Source organism: Pseudoxanthomonas sp. Root630 (genome assembly GCF_001427585.1).
In the GTDB taxonomy this organism is placed as follows: domain Bacteria; phylum Pseudomonadota; class Gammaproteobacteria; order Xanthomonadales; family Xanthomonadaceae; genus Pseudoxanthomonas_A.
Window position 1 is genome coordinate 66872 of record NZ_LMGY01000007.1, and the last position, 21476, is coordinate 88347.

Annotated in this window: 19 protein-coding genes and 1 pseudogene; 12 read left to right on the forward strand and 8 right to left on the reverse strand. The window is 69.5% G+C overall.

Going from position 1 to position 21476, the window contains the following annotated elements; translation table 11 throughout:
• Positions 1 to 148 precede the first annotated feature (148 nt).
• Entirely contained in the window at positions 149 to 979 is an 831-nt protein-coding gene (locus ASD72_RS05455) for an alpha/beta hydrolase (RefSeq protein ID WP_200948838.1), read from the reverse strand.
• A gap of 341 nt (positions 980 to 1320) precedes the next feature.
• Here ASD72_RS05455 and ASD72_RS05460 point away from each other — a divergent pair, with 341 nt between their 5' ends.
• On the forward strand, positions 1321 to 1710 hold the full coding sequence (locus tag ASD72_RS05460) for an MAPEG family protein (RefSeq protein WP_056878931.1): 390 nt from the start codon (positions 1321 to 1323) through the stop codon (positions 1708 to 1710).
• 118 nt (positions 1711 to 1828) lie between these two features.
• Positions 1829 to 2971 carry a hypothetical protein gene (locus tag ASD72_RS05465; protein WP_155944486.1) on the forward strand — a complete coding sequence of 381 codons (1143 nt, stop codon included), beginning with the start codon at positions 1829 to 1831 and terminating at the stop codon, positions 2969 to 2971.
• Positions 2972 to 3004: 33 nt separating this feature from the next.
• Here ASD72_RS05465 and ASD72_RS05470 read toward each other — a convergent pair whose 3' ends face one another.
• From ASD72_RS05470 to ASD72_RS05485, 4 genes are read right to left on the reverse strand one after another with little or no spacing between them, the layout of a single operon-like run.
• Entirely contained in the window at positions 3005 to 3226 is a 222-nt protein-coding gene (locus tag ASD72_RS05470; protein ID WP_056878932.1) for a hypothetical protein, read from the reverse strand.
• 28 nt (positions 3227 to 3254) lie between these two features.
• Complete coding sequence (locus ASD72_RS05475; RefSeq protein WP_056878956.1) at positions 3255 to 3470, reverse strand: RNA-binding S4 domain-containing protein; 216 nt, start codon at positions 3468 to 3470, stop codon at positions 3255 to 3257.
• 29 nt (positions 3471 to 3499) lie between these two features.
• Positions 3500 to 4198, reverse strand: coding sequence for a serine/threonine protein kinase (locus ASD72_RS05480; protein ID WP_235577943.1), 699 nt, complete (start codon positions 4196 to 4198; stop codon positions 3500 to 3502).
• A 5-nt stretch (positions 4199 to 4203) separates the two neighbouring features.
• Positions 4204 to 4701 carry a sigma-70 family RNA polymerase sigma factor gene (locus ASD72_RS05485; RefSeq protein WP_056878934.1) on the reverse strand — a complete coding sequence of 166 codons (498 nt, stop codon included), beginning with the start codon at positions 4699 to 4701 and terminating at the stop codon, positions 4204 to 4206.
• 188 nt (positions 4702 to 4889) lie between these two features.
• Between ASD72_RS05485 and ASD72_RS05490 the strand changes: the two genes are divergently transcribed.
• From ASD72_RS05490 to ASD72_RS05520, 7 genes are all read left to right on the forward strand, one after another.
• Entirely contained in the window at positions 4890 to 6452 is a 1563-nt protein-coding gene (locus ASD72_RS05490; protein ID WP_056878935.1) for a class I SAM-dependent methyltransferase, read from the forward strand.
• 97 nt (positions 6453 to 6549) lie between these two features.
• Positions 6550 to 8484, forward strand: a complete 1935-nt coding sequence (locus ASD72_RS05495) for a DEAD/DEAH box helicase (RefSeq protein WP_056878936.1) — start codon at positions 6550 to 6552, stop codon at positions 8482 to 8484.
• Between the two features lie 131 nt (positions 8485 to 8615).
• Positions 8616 to 10241, forward strand: coding sequence for a GGDEF domain-containing protein (locus ASD72_RS05500; RefSeq protein WP_235577944.1), 1626 nt, complete (start codon positions 8616 to 8618; stop codon positions 10239 to 10241).
• A 138-nt stretch (positions 10242 to 10379) separates the two neighbouring features.
• The gene (locus ASD72_RS05505) at positions 10380 to 12794 is read left to right on the forward strand and encodes an EAL domain-containing protein (RefSeq protein ID WP_155944487.1); all 2415 of its coding nucleotides are present in this window, start codon (positions 10380 to 10382) and stop codon (positions 12792 to 12794) included.
• A gap of 46 nt (positions 12795 to 12840) precedes the next feature.
• A complete protein-coding gene (locus ASD72_RS05510; RefSeq protein WP_056878939.1) occupies positions 12841 to 13560 on the forward strand; it encodes a pseudouridine synthase in 720 nt (239 codons plus the stop codon).
• A 90-nt stretch (positions 13561 to 13650) separates the two neighbouring features.
• Complete coding sequence (locus tag ASD72_RS05515) at positions 13651 to 14724, forward strand: sensor domain-containing diguanylate cyclase (protein WP_056878940.1); 1074 nt, start codon at positions 13651 to 13653, stop codon at positions 14722 to 14724.
• Positions 14725 to 14815: 91 nt separating this feature from the next.
• Positions 14816 to 15238: a universal stress protein gene (locus ASD72_RS05520; RefSeq protein WP_056878941.1), complete on the forward strand. Its 423-nt coding sequence runs from the start codon at positions 14816 to 14818 to the stop codon at positions 15236 to 15238.
• 6 nt (positions 15239 to 15244) lie between these two features.
• Here the strand turns inward: ASD72_RS05520 and ASD72_RS05525 are convergent.
• Positions 15245 to 16318 (reverse strand): annotated as a pseudogene (locus ASD72_RS05525) (DUF1176 domain-containing protein).
• 21 nt (positions 16319 to 16339) lie between these two features.
• A complete protein-coding gene (locus tag ASD72_RS05540) occupies positions 16340 to 17287 on the reverse strand; it encodes a DMT family transporter (RefSeq protein WP_056878957.1) in 948 nt (315 codons plus the stop codon).
• A gap of 101 nt (positions 17288 to 17388) precedes the next feature.
• Here ASD72_RS05540 and ASD72_RS05545 point away from each other — a divergent pair, with 101 nt between their 5' ends.
• On the forward strand, positions 17389 to 18045 hold the full coding sequence (locus ASD72_RS05545; protein ID WP_056878945.1) for a Pr6Pr family membrane protein: 657 nt from the start codon (positions 17389 to 17391) through the stop codon (positions 18043 to 18045).
• 193 nt (positions 18046 to 18238) lie between these two features.
• On the forward strand, positions 18239 to 19540 hold the full coding sequence (locus tag ASD72_RS05550) for an MFS transporter (RefSeq protein WP_056878958.1): 1302 nt from the start codon (positions 18239 to 18241) through the stop codon (positions 19538 to 19540).
• 2 nt (positions 19541 to 19542) lie between these two features.
• Here ASD72_RS05550 and ASD72_RS05555 read toward each other — a convergent pair whose 3' ends face one another.
• Entirely contained in the window at positions 19543 to 20367 is an 825-nt protein-coding gene (locus ASD72_RS05555; RefSeq protein WP_056878946.1) for a DUF72 domain-containing protein, read from the reverse strand.
• Positions 20368 to 20436: 69 nt separating this feature from the next.
• On the opposite strand from ASD72_RS05555, the gene rraA reads away from it, so the two are divergent.
• The gene (gene rraA, locus ASD72_RS05560) at positions 20437 to 20919 is read left to right on the forward strand and encodes a ribonuclease E activity regulator RraA (RefSeq protein ID WP_056878947.1); all 483 of its coding nucleotides are present in this window, start codon (positions 20437 to 20439) and stop codon (positions 20917 to 20919) included.
• Positions 20920 to 21476: the final 557 nt, after the last annotated feature.

Here is a 21476-nt window from a genome sequence, read left to right on the forward strand (position 1 = left end):
CCTGGTGTATTGCCAATGCCTTCCCCTGCGGGGCCGACGCCCCGGGGACTGTGATACCCAAATCGCCGCCGGGCCGCAAGCGCGGCTGGCGGAATGGGTGAACCGGGCAGGCAGAACCGGCGCGCCGGAAGGCGCGCCGGCGTGGGGATCAGCTCTTGGCGAACGCCAGCATGTCGGCGTTGAGCTTGTCCTTGTGCGTGTCGGTGATGCCGTGCGGCGCGCCCGCGTAGACCACCAGCTGGCTGTTCTTCACCAGCGTGGCGGAAGCACGCGCAGCGGCATCGATCGGCACGATCTGGTCGTCATCGCCGTGGATGATGATGGTCGGCACGTCGAACTTCTTCAGGTCCTCGGTGAAGTCGGTTTCCGAGAACGCCTTGATGCTGTCGTACGTGTTCTTGTGCCCGCCCATCATGCCCTGCAGCCACCATGCATCGATCACGCCCTGCGAGGGCTTCGCGCCGGGGCGGTTGTAGCCGAAGAACGGACCGGTGGGGATGTCCTTGAACAGCTGCGAACGATTGGCCAGCAGACCGGCGCGGATGCCGTCGAACACCTCGATCGGCAGGCCGCCGGGATTGGCTTCGGTCTTGAGCATCAGCGGCGGCACCGCGGACACCAGGCCGGCCTTCTTCACGCGTTTGGTGCCATGGCGGCCGATGTAGCGCGCCACTTCGCCACCGCCGGTGGAGAAGCCGAACATCGTGATGTCCTTCAGGTCCAGGTGTTCGATCAGCTGCGCCAGGTCGTCGGCGTAGTGATCCATGTCGTTGCCGTCCCACGGCTGGCTGGAGCGCCCGTGGCCGCGGCGGTCGTGCGCGATCACGCGGAAGCCGTTCGCGGCCAGGTGGTAGGCCTGCGATTCCCAACTGTCCGCATTCAACGGCCAGCCGTGGCTCAGCGTCACGACCGGGCCGTCCTTCGGGCCCCAGTCCTTGAAGTAGATCTGCACGTCGTCTTTGGTGGTGAACAGGCCCATGGCGGTTCTCTCGAGGGTCGGGGAAGGGGGAGGCAGCGGCGATGCGGTGGACGTCGGCGCGTCGTTGCGGCTGCAGGCTGCCAGCGGCAGGAGGGCCGCGCCGGCGATGACGGTGCCGGCCAGCATCAGCTGCCGCCGTTGCAGGTCGATGTCGTGGGGAGTGTCCGGCATGGAAAGTAATCCGGGGTGAGGGTGGCGATATCCCCACCTTCCCATCCCCCTTCATGCGCCGATTGCACCGGCGTGCGCAGATGCCGCTCGGTCATCGCAACGGGGCGGGACTGCGGCGTCGCGCGCCGACAGGCCCTATAGTCCGCGGACCCTTCAACGGAGCGTCCGCGATGCCGATCGAACTGAAGATGCTGGCCTGGTCCGTCGCCCTGGGCCTGGTGCACGTACTGGTGGGCGCGACGCTGACCACGCACCAACGCGGCTTGAAGTGGAATGTCGGTGCGCGCGATGCGGTGCTGCCGCCGCTGACCGGCGCGGCGGCGCGGGTGGACCGCGCGCTGCGCAACTTCCTGGAAACCTTTCCGTTCTTCGCCGCCGCCGTGCTGGCGGTGGTGGTGCTGGAGCGCGGCGATGCCGCCACCGCGCTGGGCGCGCAGTGCTACTTCTGGGCGCGCCTGGTGTACGTGCCGTTGTATGCGGCCGGCGTGCCCTATCTGCGCACCGTGGTGTGGGCGGTCTCGCTGTGGGGCCTGCTGCAGGTCCTGTGGGCGCTGTTCTGATCGCGCGATCGCACGGATTCATCGCAGGGCAGGGCTGGAACGCGCGATTGACACTAGACTAGGGGCGACCCCTCACCAGGCCCGTGCGCACGCGCACGGGCAGTGTACGAACGCCCGGATGCTGTCCCGTCTTTCCCCCCTGACGACCCTGCTGCTGTTGGCCCTCCTGGCGCTGGCCGGCTGCCGCATGGACACGCCGGACGTGGCGCCCGACGCGCTGGCCCAGGCCCCGGCCGAGCCGCCGAAGGACACCCCGGCGCAGCAGGCCGAGCGCGGCGACGGGGCGGTCTCCACCGATACGCTGGCCGGCGGCGCACGCAAGGCGGACGACGCGCTACCCACTGAATGGCCGACGGCCCAGGTCGCCTCGGGCACCGCGCATGTCAGCTGCCAGGCCGACTACACCACCGAGGACGGCGATGGCGTGCCGCTGCAATCGCTGGCGTTCTTCAGCGTGGTCGATGCGCTGTCGCCCTGCCAGAAGGGCGGTGTGTTGCGCCTGCGCTACCAGGGCAAGATCGCGGCCGACTTCACCGACCTGGTCAAGCGCGTGGCCGACATCGCCGACCGCATGGGCATCCACAAGCGCATCCTGGACCTGGACTCGGCCGGCGGGCAGGTGGAGGACGCCATCCGCGCGGGCGACGCCATCGGCGCCAGCGGGTGGACGATCTGGGTACGCGAAGGTTCGGTCTGCCACAGTGCCTGCGTGTTCGTGCTGGGTGCGGGCGACAACCGGATGATCTCCGGCAAGGTGGGGGTGCACCGGATCATCCGCATGAGTTCCACCGCCACCACGCGCAGCGAGCTCAACGAGGAACTGCGCGGCGTCTACGACCGGGTGAAGGACTACCTGTCGCGCAATGGCGTAGCGGTGGCCGTGGCCGACCTGATGATGACCGTGCCCAACCGTCGGCTGCGCCTGCTCAGCAAGGACGAACTGCAGGAGTACGGGCTGGACGGCACCAACGCCGCCCAGGACGACCTGGACCGCCTGCAGCTGATGCGCCGCTGCGGCGCCGATTTCGTCAACCGGCGCGATGCCTTCATGCGCAGCTTCGATGCCGAGTGCAAGACCGCCGGCGCCGGCCTGGATGAGATGCAGGCCTGCGGCCTGGAGCTGCGCGGGCGTTTCCAGTTCCCCGATGCGAAGTGCCCGGCCGACAGCCCGCTGTCCGAGTTCGACCGCCTCGCGGACGTGGAAACCGCCCCCGAGGACGCGGCCAGCGCACCCGGCCCCGAAGCAGGCACCGCGCACTGAGCCGCGCGCACTCGTTTACCAGGCAGGGCGGTGCTAGTTCTTGGGGTGTCCGCGGAGGACGAGGACGACCCGCACGGCGGCCCTGATGACCACCAGGAACAGGGCGAAGCTGGTGATGATGAAGAACGGCCCCGGGCTGGGATCCGCGTCCAGCGTGGTCACCAGCGTGTAGAGGCTGAGAACCAGCAGGGCGACCATGGCCACCAGCCAGACGAGCTGCTTGACGTAGGGGCGTGTGGTGGAGGACGGGATCATGGCGTTGTCGAATCCCCGCCTGCGCCTGTCAGCCCACCACCCGGATTTCGGCATCGCCGACGCGCACGACCTGGCCGGCGCGGATCTTCGCGGTCTTGCGCAGTTCCACCGTGCCATCCACCGTCACCTCGCCGCTGGCGACGATGGCCTTGCCCTGGCCGCCGCTGTCGGCGAGGCCGACCAGTTTCAGCAACTGGTTGAGTTCCACGTGGTCGCGGTCGAGGTCGAAATCGATGGTGTGCATGCGCGCAGTGTAAGCGACCGCCCGCGCGCTCACTCGACTTCGAAGCGGGCCACGTCGTCGATCTGCGCCTGCGCGCGGCGCAGGCTGGTGCCTGTCACGCTCTCGTCCATGAACCTGGCCAGGCGAGGACGCGCGGGGCTGCGCGACCAGCGATGGAGCCACAGCGTGCCCAGCAGGCCCGCCACGCCCACGCCCATTCCGATCCAGACCATGCCGGGCGCCCGCGCATACAGGTCGGTGCCGCCCAATCCCGCCACGACCATCAGCAGCGGCACCCACAGGAACCACCACGGCAGCCCGGCCAGCATGCCGTTGATGAGGTAGGTACGCCGCAGGGTGGCCAGCCGCTTCTGGATGTCGACGATGGGCAGGGCGTAATCGATCTGGCCGATGCAGCGCAGTGTCTGGCCCGCCATCGCGACCGTGGCGATGCCGTAGAGCTGCACGACGATGCCGGCCACCACCGTCGTCCACGCCAGGCCGTCGGCCGATTGCCCGCCGCGGATCCACAGCAGCGCGGCCAGCAGGATGAAGGGCACGCCGAACAGCGTCTGCACCACCTGGCCCCAGAATAGCGGGCGCAGGCTGGTGAGCGCCTTCTGCTTGCGCTGTTCCAGCAGCACGTGGGTCTGCAGCGCGTCGTGCCGTTCCAGGCGGCGCGACAGCGTCTGCCACGCGAGTTTCAGATCATCGGGTTCCATCGTGGCGATTCCGTCGGAAGAGGTCATGAGGGTCAGAGTTCCTGGCGCAGCCGCTGTTTGAGCCGGCCGATCTTGGTGGCGACGTTGGTTTCGCTCAGGCCGAGCACGTCGGCCATCTCGCGATGGCTGCGATCCTCCAGGTAGAGCAGCAGCAGGGCACGGTCGAGCGGCGGCTGCGCCTGGATGAAGCGGTAGAGCAGGTCGACCTGCTGGCGACCTTCATGGTCGTGCGCACGCGGATCGGCGAGGTCGTGGTGGTCCTCGTTCCACGCCTCGGGTTGCACGCCGCGTGTGCGACCACGGACGTAGGAAATCGCCACGTTCAGCGCGATCCGGTACATCCACGTCGCGACCGGGCGCTGCGGGTCGTAGCCGGGCCAGGCGCGCCACAGCTGGGTGGCGATCTCCTGCATCAGGTCGTCGCGGTCGTCCGGGTGCCAGGCGTAGGTGCCGGCCACCTTGGCGACGATGCCGCGATGGGCCTGCAGCACCGCCTGGAAGCCGGCGCGGGCGTCGGTGTCCGTGGTCATGGCAGGGGTGGATGGCATCCGGGCATCGGCTCGATTGTGCGGGTCTGGAGGGTGATTCGCTGCTGTGCGGGAAACATCACAGGCCGTCGCCTGCGATGTTCCTGCCTTCCGTGCCGGCTCAGCCGATATGTGAAAATGCGGCATCGGGTCCGTCACGGGCTCCAGACAGACCTCGACGGCCTTCCTGCATGACGACCCACCTCGACCACGTGCGCGTGCGCTACGACCACGTTCCCTATGCGTCGTACGCCTATCCGCAGTGCGCTCCGGAACACCTCGCCGCCGTGGCCACGCTGTTCGGCCACGCCGCGCCGGACCCGCGCACCGCGCGCGTGCTGGAACTGGGCGGCGCGTCGGGCGGCAACATCATTCCGTTCGCGGTCCGCAATCCCGATGGCGATGCGGTCTGCGTGGACCTGTCCGAGGTCCAGGTGGACGCCGGCCGCGCGCAGGTGGTCCGGATGGGCTTGCCGAACATGCGGATGATGGCCGGCGACCTGGCGACCCTGGATGTCGCGTCGCTGGGCCGTTTCGACTACATCGTCTGCCATGGCCTCTACAGCTGGGTGCCGGCCGCGATCCAGGACGCGATGTTGCGCCTGTGCAGCGCGTGCCTGTCCGAGGACGGCGTGGTGTTCGTCAGCTACAACACCTATCCGGGCTGGAAGGCCAAGGAGATGCTGCGCGACGCGATGCTGCTGCACAGCGAGGGCCGCGACAGCACGCAGGAGCAGGTGGCGTATGCGCGCGCGATGGTGGGTTTCCTGCAGCAGGTGGCGCCGCGCGACGGGCTGATGGCGCACGTGCTGCAGGAGAACCTCAAGTACCTGCGCGATCCGAACGATCACTACATCGCGCACGAATACCTCGAGCCCGACAACCTGCCGTGCTACTTCCGGCAGTTCCTCGAGCGCGCGCGCGGCCACGGGCTGGACTACCTGGCCGAAGCGCAGCCGTCGATGATGGTGCCGGCCAACTACGGCCCGCAGATCGCCGAACCGCTGCAGCGCGCCTTCGGCCACGACCAGGTGCGGATGGAGCAGTACCTGGATTTCGCCATCAACCGCGCGTTCCGGCAGACGCTGCTGGTCCACGCGGCGCGCGGCACGCGCGACTTCGCCCTGGACCGTGCGCGATTGAAGGCGCTGCATTTCGCTGCCCGCATGCCGTGCCGCGACGGTGCGACGCGACAGGACGGATCGGTCCAGCATTTCGGCCTGCAGGACAGCACCAGCATCGGCACGGGGCTGAGCGCGGCGAAGTGCGCGTTCGATCTGCTCACCGCCCGTTGGCCGGCGACGGTCTCGCGCGACGAACTCGTCGCCCATGCGTTCGACGCCCAGCGCGGCCCCGACCGGCTGCCGCGGGAGCGGGTCGAGGCCGCGACCGACGAACTGCTGCAGGTGCTGGTGGTCAAGGGCGTGGCCCGGATCCGCCGCGAGGCCATTCCCGGGCACGCATCGCTGGAGCGGCCGCACGTGGATGCGGGCGTGCGGGCGATGGTCGCTGCGCAGGCGCCAGGCAGTCCCCATGCCGCGGATCTCTGGCACGAGGGCCTGGAGCTGTCGCCGGTGGCGCGTGCGCTGTTGCCGCTGATGGACGGCTCCCGCGACCGTGCCGCGCTGGTGGCTGCCTGGGCGGGCGATCCTGGCCGCACAGGTGGGCAGGCCGCCGGCAGCGCCGAACAGGACGTCGATACCCTGCTGCGCTGGCTCGCCGGCGTGGCGGTGGCCGCGGTGCCGGGCGGCTGATTTCACGCCCGGTTACGCTGCAGCGCGACACGAAGGCCCCCCAGGGCGCACAATACGCGGCTCGGCGTGCGGCTCCGCGACGCCCCGGAGTCCCCGCATGTCTACCGAATCCCCTTCGCCCGCCCCCCTGTTGTTCGCCGATCTCGGCCTGTCCGCGCCGGTCATGGCGGCCGTCACCGAGGTGGGCTACGAAACCCCGTCGCCGATCCAGGCCGCCACCATCCCCGCCATGCTGGGTGGGCGCGACGTGCTGGGCACGGCGCAGACCGGCACCGGCAAGACCGCGGCGTTCGCGCTGCCGGTACTGGCGAACATCAACCTGAATGCCGATCGCCCGCAGGCGCTGGTGCTGGCGCCCACGCGCGAACTGGCCATCCAGGTGGCCGAGGCGTTCCAGAAGTACGCGGCGAAGATCCCGGGCTTCCACGTGCTGCCGATCTACGGTGGCCAGAGCTATTACCCGCAGCTGCAGGCGCTGAAGCGCGGCGTGCATGTCGTCGTCGGCACGCCCGGCCGCGTGATCGACCACCTCGAGCGCGGCTCGCTGGATCTCTCCGGCCTGACCACGCTGGTGCTGGACGAAGCCGATGAAATGCTGCGCATGGGCTTCATCGACGATGTCGAGACCGTGCTGAAGAAGACGCCGGAAACGCGCCAGGTGGCGCTGTTCTCCGCGACCATGCCGCCGGCCATCCGCCGCATCGCCCAGACCTATCTGAAAGAACCGGTCGAGGTGAACATCGCGGCCAAGACCACGACCTCGGCCAATATCCGCCAGCGCTACTGGTGGGTGAGCGGCATGCACAAGCTGGATGCGCTGACCCGCATCCTGGAAGTGGAGCCGTTCGACGGCATGATCGTCTTCGCCCGCACCAAGGCGGCGACCGAGGAACTGGCCGACAAGCTGCAGGCGCGTGGCCTCGCCGCCGCCGCGATCAACGGCGACATGCAGCAGGCGGCGCGCGAGAAGACCATCCAGCAGCTCAAGGACGGCAAGCTGGACATCCTCGTCGCCACCGACGTGGCCGCACGCGGCCTGGACGTGGAGCGCATCAGCCACGTGCTGAACTACGACATCCCGTACGACACCGAGAGCTACGTGCACCGCATCGGCCGTACCGGCCGTGCGGGCCGCAGCGGCGACGCGATCCTGTTCGTCACCCCGCGCGAGAAGGGCATGCTGCGTTCGATCGAGCGCGCCACGCGCCAGCCGATCGAGGAAATGCAGCTTCCCAGCGTGGAAGCGGTGAACGACCGCCGCGTGGAGAAGTTCCTGGCCCGCATCACCGACACGTTGGCGTCGGGCAAGGCCGGCGAGTTCCGCGCGCTGATCGAGCGCTACGAGCGCGAACAGAACGTGCCGGCCGTGGATATCGCCGCGGCGCTGGCGCAGCTGGTGCAGGGCGATACGCCGCTGTTGCTGTCGCAGGAGCGCGCGCCGCGCGAACAGCGCCCGGTGCGCAGCGAGACCTACGGCAACGCCCCGCGCCGCGAGCGCGATGACCGTCCGCGCCGCCATGACGACGGCCAAGGCGAGCGCCCGGCGCGCAGCTTCGACAAGCCGGAGCGTTCGAAGATCGAGCGTCCGGACGTCGACCGTCCGCGCGCCGACAAGCCGCCGCGGAGCGCGCCGGACGTGGGCATGGAGACCTACCGGATCGAAGTGGGCCATGCCCATGGCGTGAAGCCGGCCAACATCGTCGGCGCCATCGCCAACGAAGCCGGGCTGGAAAGCCGCTACATCGGCCGGATCGACATCCAGCACGACCACACCACGCTCGACCTGCCCGAAGGCATGCCGCGCGAGGTGCTGATGCACCTGAAGAAGGTCTGGGTGTCGGGCCAGCAGCTCCGCATCCACAAGCCCGGCGAAGGGGGGGGTGCCGGTGCGGGTACCGCGCCGCCGCGCAAGTTCGGCGGCGCCGGCGCGGGTGCGGGTGCAGGCAAGGGCAAGCCGCGCGGCGACAAGCCGTTCGGCGCGGGCAAGCCCGCCGGCAAGCCGCACCGCAAGGGACCGCCGCGGCAAGCGTGACGGCCGGCCGGCGCGGGGGCGTCGGCAGGTGGCATGGAAGTTGCATTTCGTAGACGCAAGCCAGCGCACCGGATGTCGGGAAGCGGCGACGTACCGGAGTGTTCGTGAGGGGATCGGGGAGGCAGCGAGGCGTGATCGCAGGGTGGCTGATGCTGCTCTGTGCACTGCCGTGCCTGGCCCTGGCCACGCCGCAGGTCGGCCGTGACTACCTGGTCACCGGCGCGCCCACGTCGGAACAGGCCCCGCAGCGTCACTGCACGCCCGCCATGCAGGCCGAACTGAGCGAGCGCGTGGAAATCCCCGCGCCGCCCGAGGGCTGGTCCGGCGCGCCGCAGGCGGTCAACGTCTTCAACATCTTCGCCGGTGAAGTCCGGGTGCACCACGGCGACCGCGAGATCTGCGGCCGCATGCACGATGCGCGCACCCGCGATTCCCGATTCCGCGCCGGCGTCGGCATGGTGGTGGTGCCGCCCGCGGGCAACCACGAGCCGATCCAGGTCGCCTGGGCCGCGCCGCTGAAGCCGGGCTGGATCCCCACCGTGCGGATCGGGGCGCCGAGCCCGGTGCAGCAGTTCGACACCGCGCGCCTGCTGGTGCGCACCTCGTGCCTGGCGATCGCCATCGCGCTGGCCTTCATGGCGTTGATGGGCTTCCTGAGCACGCGCGACCGGGTATTCCTCGGCTACACGCTGCTGTGCACGCTGACCGTGCTGGGGCAGGCCGTGCTCAGCGGCCTGAGCGGGTATCCCGAGCCGTGGCTCCCGATCGGCGACCAGGAGTCGCGCTGGCTGATCGTGTTCTCGTGCCTGGCCCTCCCAGTGCTGCTCTACGTGATGTGGCTGCTGGTCGGTGCCGCGCGCACCTGGCCCGCGACCGGGCGCTGGCTGCCATGGCTGACCGCCGCCATCTGCGCGACCGCGCTGGCTGCGCTGTGGCTGCCGCTGGCCGCGCTGTCGCGATTGGCGGTCGGCATGGACGCCGGGTTCGCGCTGGGCTGCACGGCGATCCTGATGCTGGGCCTGGCCAGCCTGCGCCACCGCCGTGCCGATGCGCTGGCCGCGATCGCCGCGGTGCTGCCGTTCCTGGCGATGACGGTCATGGACCTCGCCGACAGTCGGCTCCTGATCGAGTACCGGGTGGAAGCGGTCCAGCTGTCGATCACCTGGTTCCTGACGGTCAGCGCCTATGTGCTGAACCTGCGGCTGGGCCATCTGCGCCGCCAGCGCGACGAGATGCGCGCGCTGGCCGACACCGACGGACTCACCGGCCTGCCGAACCGGCGCGCCGGCCTCAAGCGGTTGGAACAGCACATGGCCGATGCCCGCGGCGGCGCGGATGCGCTGTCGGTGGGCTTCCTGGACATCGACCTGTTCAAGCGCATCAACGATGTGCACGGGCACGCGGTCGGCGATCGGGTGCTGGTGGCCGTCGCCGGCACGCTGACCGCCGAGGTCAGGGATCCGGTGGACGTGATCCGGATGGGGGGCGAGGAATTCCTGGTGTTGCTGCCGGGCGTCGGGGGCGACGCGGCCCGCGAACGCCTGGAGCGGATGCGCGTGCAGGTGAGCGCAGCGGGCGAAGGGCTCGCGATCCCCGGCCTGGCGGTCACCGCGAGCATCGGCCTTGCCAGCTTCGCCGCCACCGACACCGACGCCGCATCGTTGCTGCGTCGCGCGGACGCCGCGATGTACCGGGCCAAGCGCGCCGGGCGCGACCAGGTGGTCGAAGCCGAGGCCGCGCTGGACGGCAACAACTGACGCAGCACGACCACTGGTCGGCTCCTTGCGTCGACAAGGTCCCGGCACCCTCAAGCGGGCGCCGGCGGGGCCGATGAACGAACGCGGGGGTCTGCGTGTCCGGCCCCCGTACAGGGCCAGCACCGACGGGAGCGGTACGTGGACAACAGGGAAGCATCACCCGCCGGCATGCCCGCCGGTCGCGACAACGACAGGGGTCTGCAGCGCCTGCCCGCCCGGGTGATGGCGCTGATCCTGTTGTCCGCGCTGGGGGCGTTGCTGACCGCCGCGATCCTGGAAACGCAGGCCGGCGCGACGGCGTACATCATCGGCGAGAGCCACTGGTCCAAGGCGCAGCAGCGCGCCGTGCACAGCCTCTATCGCTATGCCAGCCACGGCCGGCCCGATGACCTGGCGGATGCACGTGCGGCGCTGCAGGTGCCGCTGGGCGACCGCGCGGCGCGGCTGGCGCTGGAGCAGGACCCGGCGGACATGGCCGCGGCGCGGGCCGGCTTCCTGCAGGGCGGCAACGCCCCCGGCAACCTCGACCGTCTGATCCGGATGTACCGCGTGCTCAGCGGCGCGCCGTACTTCCGCGATTCGGTCCGCCTGTGGCGCGAGGCCGAGGGGGAGATCCTGCAGCTGGTGCGCCTGGCCGACGAACTGGAGGCGCGGCAGGCGTCCCGCCGTCTGGACGCGGCCGAGGTGCTGGCGTACCAGCGCGAACTGACGGCGCTCGATGCGCGCCTGCGCCCGCGCGAGATCGCTTTCTCGCGTTCGCTGGCGGAAGGTGCCGACTTCATGCGGCATGGCTTGCTGGCGTTGAGCGCATTGGTCTTCCTGGTGTTGTGCGCCTACGCCCTGCACCTGGTGCGCAGCACGCTGCGGCGCGTGCGCGAAACCGAAAGCGAATTCCGCATGGCGTTCCACCAATCCGCGGTGGGCATGCTCAAGCTGGACCACGAAGGTCGTTTCACCCAGGCCAACGAGGCGCTCGCGCAGATCCTGGGCTTGCCGTTGCCCGACCTGCGCACGCTGCGGCTGGAGGATGTGCTGCACACCGACGACCTGAAGCGGGACGCGGCGGGCGCCATCGACTGGGCGCGCATGCTCGAACCGGGCGAGCGCCGGCTGGTGCGCCGGGACGGCGACGTGCGCTGGGTCCGATGGACCGCATCGCGGGTGGCGGCGCATGCGCACCGCGATGGCCGCATGTTCGTGCTGGTGGAAGACGTTTCCGATGCGCACGAACTCGCCTGCGAGATCGCGCACCAGGCCAGTCACGACGAACTCACCGGCTTGATCAACCGCCGCGAGATCGCCCGGCGCCTCGGCTGCGCGTTGGGGCAGGCGCGCGGGTGCGCGGGCAGGCACACGCTGTGCTACATCGACCTGGACCAGTTCAAGCTGGTCAACGACACCTGCGGCCACGAGGCCGGCGACCGCTTCCTCTGCCATTTCGCCAGCCGGGTGGCCGCGCAGCTGCGCCGCGACGACTGGCTGGGCCGGCTGGGCGGCGACGAATTTGCGATCCTGCTGCACGACACCACGCTGGAAGAAGCCGAAGCGGCGATGGCGCGCATCCACGCCGCACTGGCGGAGGCCTCGTTCCAGTGGAACGGGCGCGGGTTCGGCCTCAACTGCAGCATCGGCGTGGCCGAGATCAACGATGCGGCGGTGGACGTGGACTGGCTGCTGCGCGCGGCCGACGCGGCGTGCTACATGGCGAAGGAAGAGGGCCGCAACCGCATCCGCTGCTACCGCGATTCGGACCCCAGCCTGTCGCGTCGCCGGCACGAGCTGGAATGGGTCGCGCACACGCAACTGGCCATCGCCGAAGATCGCCTGCTGTTGTACGCGCAGCAGATCGTCGCGCTCGATGGCAGCGATCGTCTGCAGTACGAAGTGCTGGTGCGGCTGCGCGACCGCGAAGGGCACGTGCACGCGCCCGGCGTGTTCCTGCCGGCGATGGAGCGCTACGGGCAGGGCATGGCGGTGGACCGCGCCGTCATCGATGCGCTGTGCCGCCATTTCGCGCGCCACCCCAGGGAGCTGGCGCGCGTGGACCTGTGCCACGTGAACGTCTCCGCGCAGTCGATCGCCGATCCGGCCTTCCTCGATCACGTGAACCTGCTGCTCGACCAGCACCCCGGTGTGGCGCAGCGGCTGTGCTTCGAGATCACCGAAACCGCCGTGATCGCCAACCTGGACGACGCCTGCCGCTTCATCGACGGCATGCGCGCGCGCGGCTGCTGCATCGCGCTGGACGATTTCGGCAGCGGGCTGTCGTCGTTCGGCTACCTCAAGCGGCTGGCGGTGGACATCCTCAAGATCGACGGTGCCTTCATCCGCGACCTGGCCAAGGGCGAATCCGACCTGGCCCTGGTGCGCTCGATGAGCCAGATGGGGCAGGCGCTGGGCAAGGTGACCATCGCCGAATGGGTCGAGTCGGAGGCGGTGATGACCCAGCTGCGCGAAGTGGGCATCGGCTTCGTGCAGGGCTACGCCGTGCACGTGCCGTGCCCGCTGGCGGACCTCGCCACGGTCGATGAGGCGGTGCCGGAGCCCGCCTGAGCGCGCAGCGGGCGACGCGGGCCGGCCGATCCCGGATAATGGCGGCATGACCGTCCGCCTCAACAAGTACATCGCCGACACCGGCTTCTGTTCCCGCCGCGAGGCCGACCGCCTGCTCGCCGAGCGGCGCGTCACCGTCAACGGCATCGCCGCCGGCACCGGCGCGGTGGTGGGCGAGGGCGACGAGGTCCTCGTCGACGGCCAGCCGCTCAAGCTGCGCGCGGCGAAGGCCGGCAAGCGCCGGCATGTCTACATCGTGCTGAACAAGCCGGTCGGCATCACCTGCACCACGGAATCCTCGGTGAAGGACAACATCGTGGACTTCATCGGCCACGAGCAGCGCATCTTCCCGATCGGCCGGCTCGACAAGGATTCGGAAGGGCTGATCCTGCTGACCAGCAACGGCGACATCGTCAACCAGATCCTGCGCGCGGAGAATCGCCACGAGAAGGAATACCTGGTGGCGGTGAACAAGCCGGTGACCGACGAATTCCTGCGTGGCATGGCGCGCGGCGTGCGCGTGCACCGCGAGATGACGCTGCCGTGCCGGACCAGCCGGATCGCCAAGTTCGGTTTCCGCATCACCCTGACCCAGGGCCTGAACCGGCAGATCCGCCTGATGGCAGCCGCGTTCGATTACCGCGTCACCCAACTGCGGCGCGTGCGCATCGACAACGTCAAGCTGGGCGACCTGAAGCCGGGCCGCTGGCGCAACCTCACCGACCAGGAGCTGCGCGGCCTGCTGCCGCAGCAGGATGTCTGGTAACGGTAGCGTGATCGCGGTCGCGTTGGTGCGGCTTACCTTCCCCGGGAACGCAGGCATACTGCGCGCGTCTCCAACACCCCGATTGCCGGCATGAGCAAGCCGCCCAAGCCCGACAACGAAGAACAGCGCCTCGCCGCCCTGCGCAGCTTCGACATCCTCGACAGCGAGCCCGAACGGGCCTTCGACGACCTGGTCCGCATCGCCGCCGGCATCTGCGGCGTGCCGATGGCGGCGGTGACGCTGATCGACCGCGACCGCCAGTGGTTCAAGGCGCAGGTGGGCATGGCCAGTCCGGACCCGTCGCTGGACACCTCGTTCTGCGCGCATACCGTGCTGGATCCCGGTGCCGCGACCGTGGTGTCCGACGCCACCCGCGACCATCGCTTCGCCGACAACCCGCTGGTGACCGCGGCGAACGGCATCCGCTTCTACGCCGGTGCGCCGCTGGTGACGCAGGAAGGCCTGGCGCTGGGCGCGCTGTGCGTGGTGGACGACCAACCGCACGAGCTCGCCCCCTTCCAGTTGCAGGCGCTGGATGCGCTGTCGCGGCAGATCGTCCAGTTGCTGGAACTGCGCCGCGTGAGCAAGCAACTGAGGCACCAGTTGCACGAGCGCGCCTGGTACGAGCAGCAGATGCAGCTGTACCAGGATCAGCTGGAACAGCAGAACGCCGATCTGTCCGAGCAGACGAAGACCGATCCGTTGACCGGATTGCCCAATCGCCGTGCATTCACGGCCGCGCTGGACGGCGCCATGCAGAAGGCCGCGCAGAGCGGCGACCCGCTCGCGGTCGCCGTGCTGGACGTGGACCACTTCAAGACGGTCAACGACATCCACGGGCACGACGAGGGCGACCGCGTGCTGGTGGCCCTGGCCGACATGCTGAAGGCGCAGGCGGCCGGTCGCGGCCTGGCCGCGCGCCACGGCGGCGAGGAGTTCGTCATCCTGATGCCCGGCGCCACGCTGGAAGAAGCCCGCCTGCAGTGCGAATTCATGCGCCAGAGCGTGGGCCTGCTGCCGATGGGCCTGCCGATCTCCGTCAGCATCGGCCTGGCGGCACGCCTGCGCGAGGACACGGCGGAGACCATGTTCCGCCGCGCCGACCAGGCGCTGTACGAGGCCAAGCGCAACGGCCGCGACCGCGTGGTGGTGGCCGCCGCCTGAGTTGATCGGGATCAATGCGGGCTGCGGCGGACTGACGCATCGTGTCTCCGTCGGCGGCGCACCGTGCAGCCGCCCCGGACGGAGCACGACGATGAAGATCCTGTTGGCCGTGGACGGAAGCGAGATCGGCCTGGCGGCCGTTCGCCACCTGGTGGAGCTCAGCAAGTCCCTGGCGGACCTGCCCACCGTGACCCTGTTGTATGTCGATCCGCCGCTGCTGCGGTCGGTCGCGCTCGAGCTGGGCAGCGACGGCGTGGAGCGCTACCACGCGGAGAACGGCGCGTACGCGCTGAAGAAGGCACGCACCGCGCTCAAGCGCGCGCAGATCCCGTTCGTCGAGAAGGTGCTGGTGGGCGAGCCCGCCGAGAGCATCGTCAAGCTGGCCAAGTCGGGCAAGGCCGACCTGGTGGTGATGGGCACGCATGGCCGCGGCGCCTTGAAGCAGCTGTTGGTCGGTTCGGTGGCGCTGAAGGTGATCGCGACCAGTCCGGTGCCGGTGGTCGTCGCCCGCTGACGCGCGTCAGTCGTCGCGACTGCGCCACAGCGCGGGCCATTCACCTGGCCGGCCTTGGCACGCACGCAGCAGGTAGTAGTCGCGCAGCCGGAAGTCCTGGCCGTCGAATACCCAGGTAGCGCTTTCCCCGCAGTCCGCCAGGCCGCGCCCCTTGGCGTAGTGGGATAGCTGCCCCTTTTCGTAGGCCGCTGCGGTGAAGGTGTCGACGACGCGATCCTCGCCGTCGATGCGGAACGGCAGCGTCAGGCGCACGCGTTGCGGGGCGCCCGATCCATCGCGCGGGAGGCGGAACGCCAGGCTGGAGGACTGATACGCGCCGCGCCAGCACTCGATGAGGACCAGGGCCTCGCCGTCGCTCAGCGAATCGGCCGTGTCGTACGTGCCATCGGTCTCGCACTCCTCGCGTCGCAATTCGTCGGCGGCGCGTTCGCGCACCGTGTGCACCAGTTGCTGCCGCTGCAACTCCGTCAGTGACGATGTGCGGGTGGTAGCGTGCGGAACTTCCGGCGCGGGCTGCTGCGGCGGCACGCGCATGGCCGGCAATGGACCGCGATGGAGCAGGGCGGTGGTGGTGCCCAGTCGGCCCTGGGTTTCGTCGATCAACAGCAGAGCCGCGGCCAGTCCGGCCAGCGAGGCATCGGGTGCCGCTTCGTCGTCGCCGGCGGTGAGGCGTTCGCCGTTGCGGATGGCGTCGAGGAAGGCACGCGCCTGCGCGGCGTTGCGGCCGATGCGTTGCAGGCTGCCGTCATCGTTGCCGCGTGCGGCCTACTGTAGCAGCGCCGCCGCCGCGAAGGTCCGCCCGTCCAGGCGCAGCGTGGCAGGATCGACCGGGGTTTCCGATTCCAGCAGCAGTGCCGGGCCGCCGTCAGGGCCTGCTTCGTTGACCAGGCGCAGGATCAGCTGCGCATCCATGCCGGCGCTGGCCGCTTGGCAGCGGAGGGTGTTGTCGCAGGCCACGACCCAGTCCTTGATCTCCCGGTAGAGGGGCGCGCGCGATTGGGCGATGGAGGTCGGTGTGACGGATGAGGCGAGCGTGGCCAGTGCGAGGGCGGCCAGCACGGAAAGGCGTGGACAAGGCATGGCGGCGCGTCTCCGTCCGGTTCAGTCGACGACGTTCTTCGCCTCGGAGGTGCCGAGCACTTCCGGGTGTTCGATGCGCTTGCTGCGCTGGGTCAGGGGGTGCAGGAACACCGCGGCCAGGATGATGCCCACGCCGAGGTAGAACAGCGGCGTCAGTTCGCGCTGTTCGCCCAGCAGCACGATGGCCAGGACGATGGCGTAGACCGGTTCCAGGTTGGTCACCAGCTGCACGCCGTAGGCGCTGAGGTGTTTCAGCGCGACCAGCGACAGCGCGAACGGCAGCAGTGTGCAGGCCAGCGACAGGATCACGAGCAGGGCGCCGTCCTTCAGGCCGGGCAGCACGAACAGGTCGCCTGCGAACGCCGGGAACAGCGTCGGCATCAGCGGGGCGAGCGCGGTCAGCAGCAGCGTGCCGGCGCCCAGTTCCAGGCCGGTGATGGTCAGTGGTTCACCATGGTCGATCAGGCGCTTGTTGAGCGGGCCGAACACGGCCACCAGCAGCGCCGACAGCGCGCCCACCAGCACGCCCAGGCGCATGCCGTCGGGAATGCCGCCCACGACCAGCGCCACGCCCGGCAGCACCGCGAGGCCGAACAGCAGTTCGCGCCACGAGAACGGGCGACGCGTCAGCCAGGGCTCGATCACCGAGGTGAAGGCCGGCGCCAGCGCGATGCAGGTCACCGCGACCGAGGCGTTGGACAGCTTGATCGCGCCGTAGAAGGTCAGCCAGTGCAGGGCGACGATCAGGCCGATGCCGCAATACGCGAGCACCAGCTTCGCCGGCATCGCGCGCAGGCCGCGCCAGACGCGCGGCAACAGCGCCAGCGCCACGACCACGATCAGCATGCGCCACCACACCAGCGGCAGGGCCGACAGGCTGATCATCTTGCCCAGGATGGGGGTGAAGCCCCAAAGCAGGACGCACAGGTGGATCTGCAACTGGGCCTTGGCGGTCGGTGTCATCGGCATGCGCGCATTGTCGCCGAAGCGCCGCGCGGCTGGCGATGGGACCACTCCCGACCGGGCACTCGCCATGGCAAGCTGGCGGGACTGCGGACCGAGGATGACCGATGTCGCCTGCACGCCTTCCCGTCGTACCCCGTACGTTCGCCGCCCTCGTGGGACTGCTGGCCCTCACGGCGCTGGCACTGCAGTACGTGCTGATCCTGCAGCTGACCCGCGACAACGTCGGTGCGGTCCTGGGCACGGTGCGGTTCCTCACCTACTTCACGATCCTCAGCAACATCGCGGTGGCGCTGGTCGCGTCCGCAGCGGCCGCGGTGCATTCCGGCTTCTTCGCGCAGGCCCGCGTGCGCGGTGCGGTCGCGCTCTACATCGGGGTCACCGGCAGCATCTACTTCTTCATCCTGCGCCATCTGTGGCAACCGCAGGGCGCGCAGTGGTGGGCCGACACCGGCCTGCACTACGCGGTGCCGCTGGCGTACTGGGCATGGTGGCTGGCCTGTGTACCGCACGGAACGCTGCGCTGGCGCGACGTGGCGGGTTGGCTGCTGTTCCCGCTGGGCTACGTCGTCTGGGTGTTCCTGCGCGGTGCATGGGTGGGCGAATACCCCTATCCCTTCATCGACGTGGGTCAGCTCGGCTGGGCGCGGGTCGGCATCAACGCGCTCGGTGTGATGGGGGTGTTCGTGGTGCTGGGGCTGGTCGTCGTGGGGTTGGACCGTTTGCTCGGCCGCCATCGCGAACCCGCCGTGGGAGCGACGTGAGTCGCGATTGCGCGTCCACCGGTCAAGTGACGCTGCAGCGGCCGTGGTTCGTCGGATGGCTGACGTTACCCTGGCGAGGTCGGCGTGCGGTCGCGACTGACGTCGCTCCTACAGGAAGCGACAACGCTGGACGCGTCTCGTGCGGCATGCGATGTTCGCGCGCCATGACTGTGCCGACCTTCAGGATTTCCGCATGACGTCCGGCGACGCATCGCATCCGATCCACCGTCCCTTCGACCGGCGCGATGCGAAGACGCTCGGCCTGTCGGCACTGGGCGGTGCGCTGGAGTTCTACGACTTCGTCGTGTTCGTGTTCTTCGCCAAGACGCTGGGCGTCCTGTTCTTCCCGCCCGGCACCGCACCCTGGTTGGCGCAGTTGCAGGTGTACGGCATCTTCGCCGCCGGTTACGTGGCGCGTCCGCTCGGCGGCATCGTGATGGCGCATTTCGGCGACCGTCTGGGTCGCAAGCGCATGTTCACGCTCAGCGTCTTCATGATGTCGGTACCGACCTTGCTGATCGGCCTGCTGCCCACGCATGCGCAGGTCGGTGCGCTGGCGCCGCTGCTGTTGCTGGCGATGCGGATCGTGCAGGGCATCGCGGTCGGTGGCGAAGTGCCGGGCGCGTGGGTGTTCGTCGCCGAGCACGTGCCGCGCAGCCGCGTGGGCATCGCCTGCGCGACACTGACCGCGGGCCTGACCGCCGGCATCCTGATCGGCTCGCTGCTGGCCGCGTGGATCAATACGCACTACAGCACCGCGGAGGTGCAGGCGTGGGTATGGCGCGTGCCGTTCCTGATCGGCGGCGTGTTCGGCTTCGTCGCGGTGTGGCTGCGCCGCTGGCTGGAAGAAACGCCGGTCTTCGTCGAGATGCGCGAACGCCGGCAACTCGCGCGCCAGGTGCCGGTCAAGCAGGTGCTCGCCGCGCATAGGCCGGCCGTGGTGCTGTCGATCCTCGCCTCGTGGCAGCTGACGGCGGCGATCGTCGTCATCGTGCTGCTGACGCCGACCCTGGTGCAGACCAGCTTCGGCATCGCGCCGGCCGTCGCATTCCGCGGCAACAGCCTGGCGACGCTGGCGCTGGTGTTCGGCTGCCTGGCGGCTGGTTGGGCGGTGGACCGGATCGGCGTGGGGCGCGCGCTGCTGTCGGGGTCGCTGGGATTGGGCGTGGCCGCCTACGCGCTGTACGGCGCGCTGCTGTCGGGGCATGAGGCGCAGTTCGTGGCGTGGTACACGCTGGCCGGCTTCTGCTGCGGCGTGGTCGGCGTGACGCCGGCGTTGATGGTTGCGGCGTTTCCACCGGAGGTCCGCTTTTCCGGCCTGTCGTTTTCCTACAACGTGGCCTACGCGGTGTTCGGTGGGCTGACGCCGCCGCTGCTCGCCTGGTTGTCGAAGGCGTGGGGCCCGTTGGCGCCCGCGCACTATGTGGCGTTCACCTGCCTGGTCGGTACGGGTGTGGCCGCCTGGATCATCGCGAAGCGGCCGTTGCGCTACTGAGGTTACTTCGCGAGTTCCCGGATCAGCGCCATCGCCGCTGCCGGGTTGCGTTCCTTCGCGCTGCTGATGAAGTACACGAACACGTCGCGCCTGGGCAGCGCGGGCGCAGGCTCGCCCACGTGCGGCAGCTCGGCGATGTCTTCGCCGCGCGACCAGGTGCGTGCGCGCTCGGCCCATTGCGCCAGTTCCTTCGGCGGGTAACCGGCCTCGATCGGCTGCGAGCGCATCAGGCGTGCGTAGACGAAATCGGCGGTGAGGTCGGCGAAGGACGGATAGTCGGTGGAGTCGGTGAAGACCGTGGCCACCTGGTGGCGGCGCGCGAGTTCGATGAAGTCCGCGTCCACGGCGGCAGGGTCGCGGACTTCCAGCGCGTGCCGCAGCGGGCGGCCGTCCACGTCGCGCGGCAGCAACGCCAGGAAGGCATCGAGCTCTTCCGCCTCGACACGTCGGCCCGCTTCGAACTGCCAGACCAGCGGCCCCAGTTTCGCGCCCAGTTCGGCGATGCCGCCGACGAAATCCTCGACCTGCGCCCGCGTCGACGCCAGTGAGCGTGATTGCATGATCCGTTTGGGCGCCTTGGCCGAGAACACGAAGCCGTCCGGCGTCTGGTCGCGCCAGCTGGCGTAGGTCGCCGGCTTTTGCGCGCCGTAGTAGGTGCCGTTGATTTCGATCGCGGTCAGCTGGCGGCTGGCGTATTCCAGCTCGCGCCGTTGCACCAGACCATCGGGATAGAAATTCTTCCGCCACGGCGCGAAGGTCCAGCCGCCGATGCCGACGCGGATGCCGTCGGTCGCAGCGGGCGGCGGGGCAGCGAAAAGATCGTCCATGCGATCAGGATAGCGCGACGGCCGTCAGCGCCGCGTTACCATCGGGATACCCCACGCCGGAGAGCCCGCATGTCCTGGACCACGCCCGACCTGTGCGACCAGTTTCCCGATGTGCAGGTCGCCGAGCCGGTGTTCCGCGGCTATGGCGGACGCGTCGCCTTCGCCGGGCCGGCGGTGACGGTGAAGTGTTTCGAGGACAACTCGCGCGTGCGCGAGCTGGCCGCCACACCGGGCGAGGGTCGGGTGATCGTGGTCGATGGCGGCGGTTCGTTGCGGCGTGCGCTGCTGGGCGACCAGATCGCGGCGAATGCGGTGAAGCACGGCTGGTCCGGTTTCCTGATCTTCGGTTGCGTGCGCGATGTCGATGCGCTCGCCGCCTTGCCGCTCGGCGTGCAGGCATTGGCGTCGCATCCGATGAAGACCGAGAAGCGCGGCCTGGGCGACGTGGATGTGCCGGTGGCGTTCGCCGGCCTGTCGATCGCGCCGGGCGATTGGATCTATGCCGATGCGAATGGCGTGCTGGTCGCCAACGTGCGCCTGCACGAGGCGTAAAAAAGTAAGGGCAGGCGCGAGGCCTGCCCTTCTTCGATGGAGGGGTGCCCGGAAGTCGCTGGACCCCCGCCTGCGCGGGGGTGACATCCCGGCAAAGGCGCGCTGAGGCGCCGAGAAATGTTGCTGCCGACTCGCAGTTGCCGGACGTGACATCCCGGCAAAGGCGCGCTGAGGCGCCGAGAAATGTTGCTGCCGACTCGCAGTTGCCGGACGTATGACGAAGGGCAGGCTATCTGCCTGTCCCCTCGTTGRTGGGTGCCCGGAAGTCGCTGGACCCCCGCYTGCGCGGGGGTGACATCCCGGCAAAGGCGCGCTGAGGCGCCGAGAAATGTTGCTGCCGACTCGCAGTTGCCGAACGCATGACGAAGGGCAGGCTATCTGCCTGTCCCCTCGTTGATGGGTGCCCGGAAGTYGCTGGACCCCCGCTTGCGCGGGGGTGACATCCCGGCAAAGGCGCGCTGAGGCGCCGAGAAATGTTGCTGCCGACTCGCAGTTGCCGGACGTATGACGAAGGGCAGGCTATCTGCCTGTCCCTCGTTGATGGGTGCCCGGAAGTC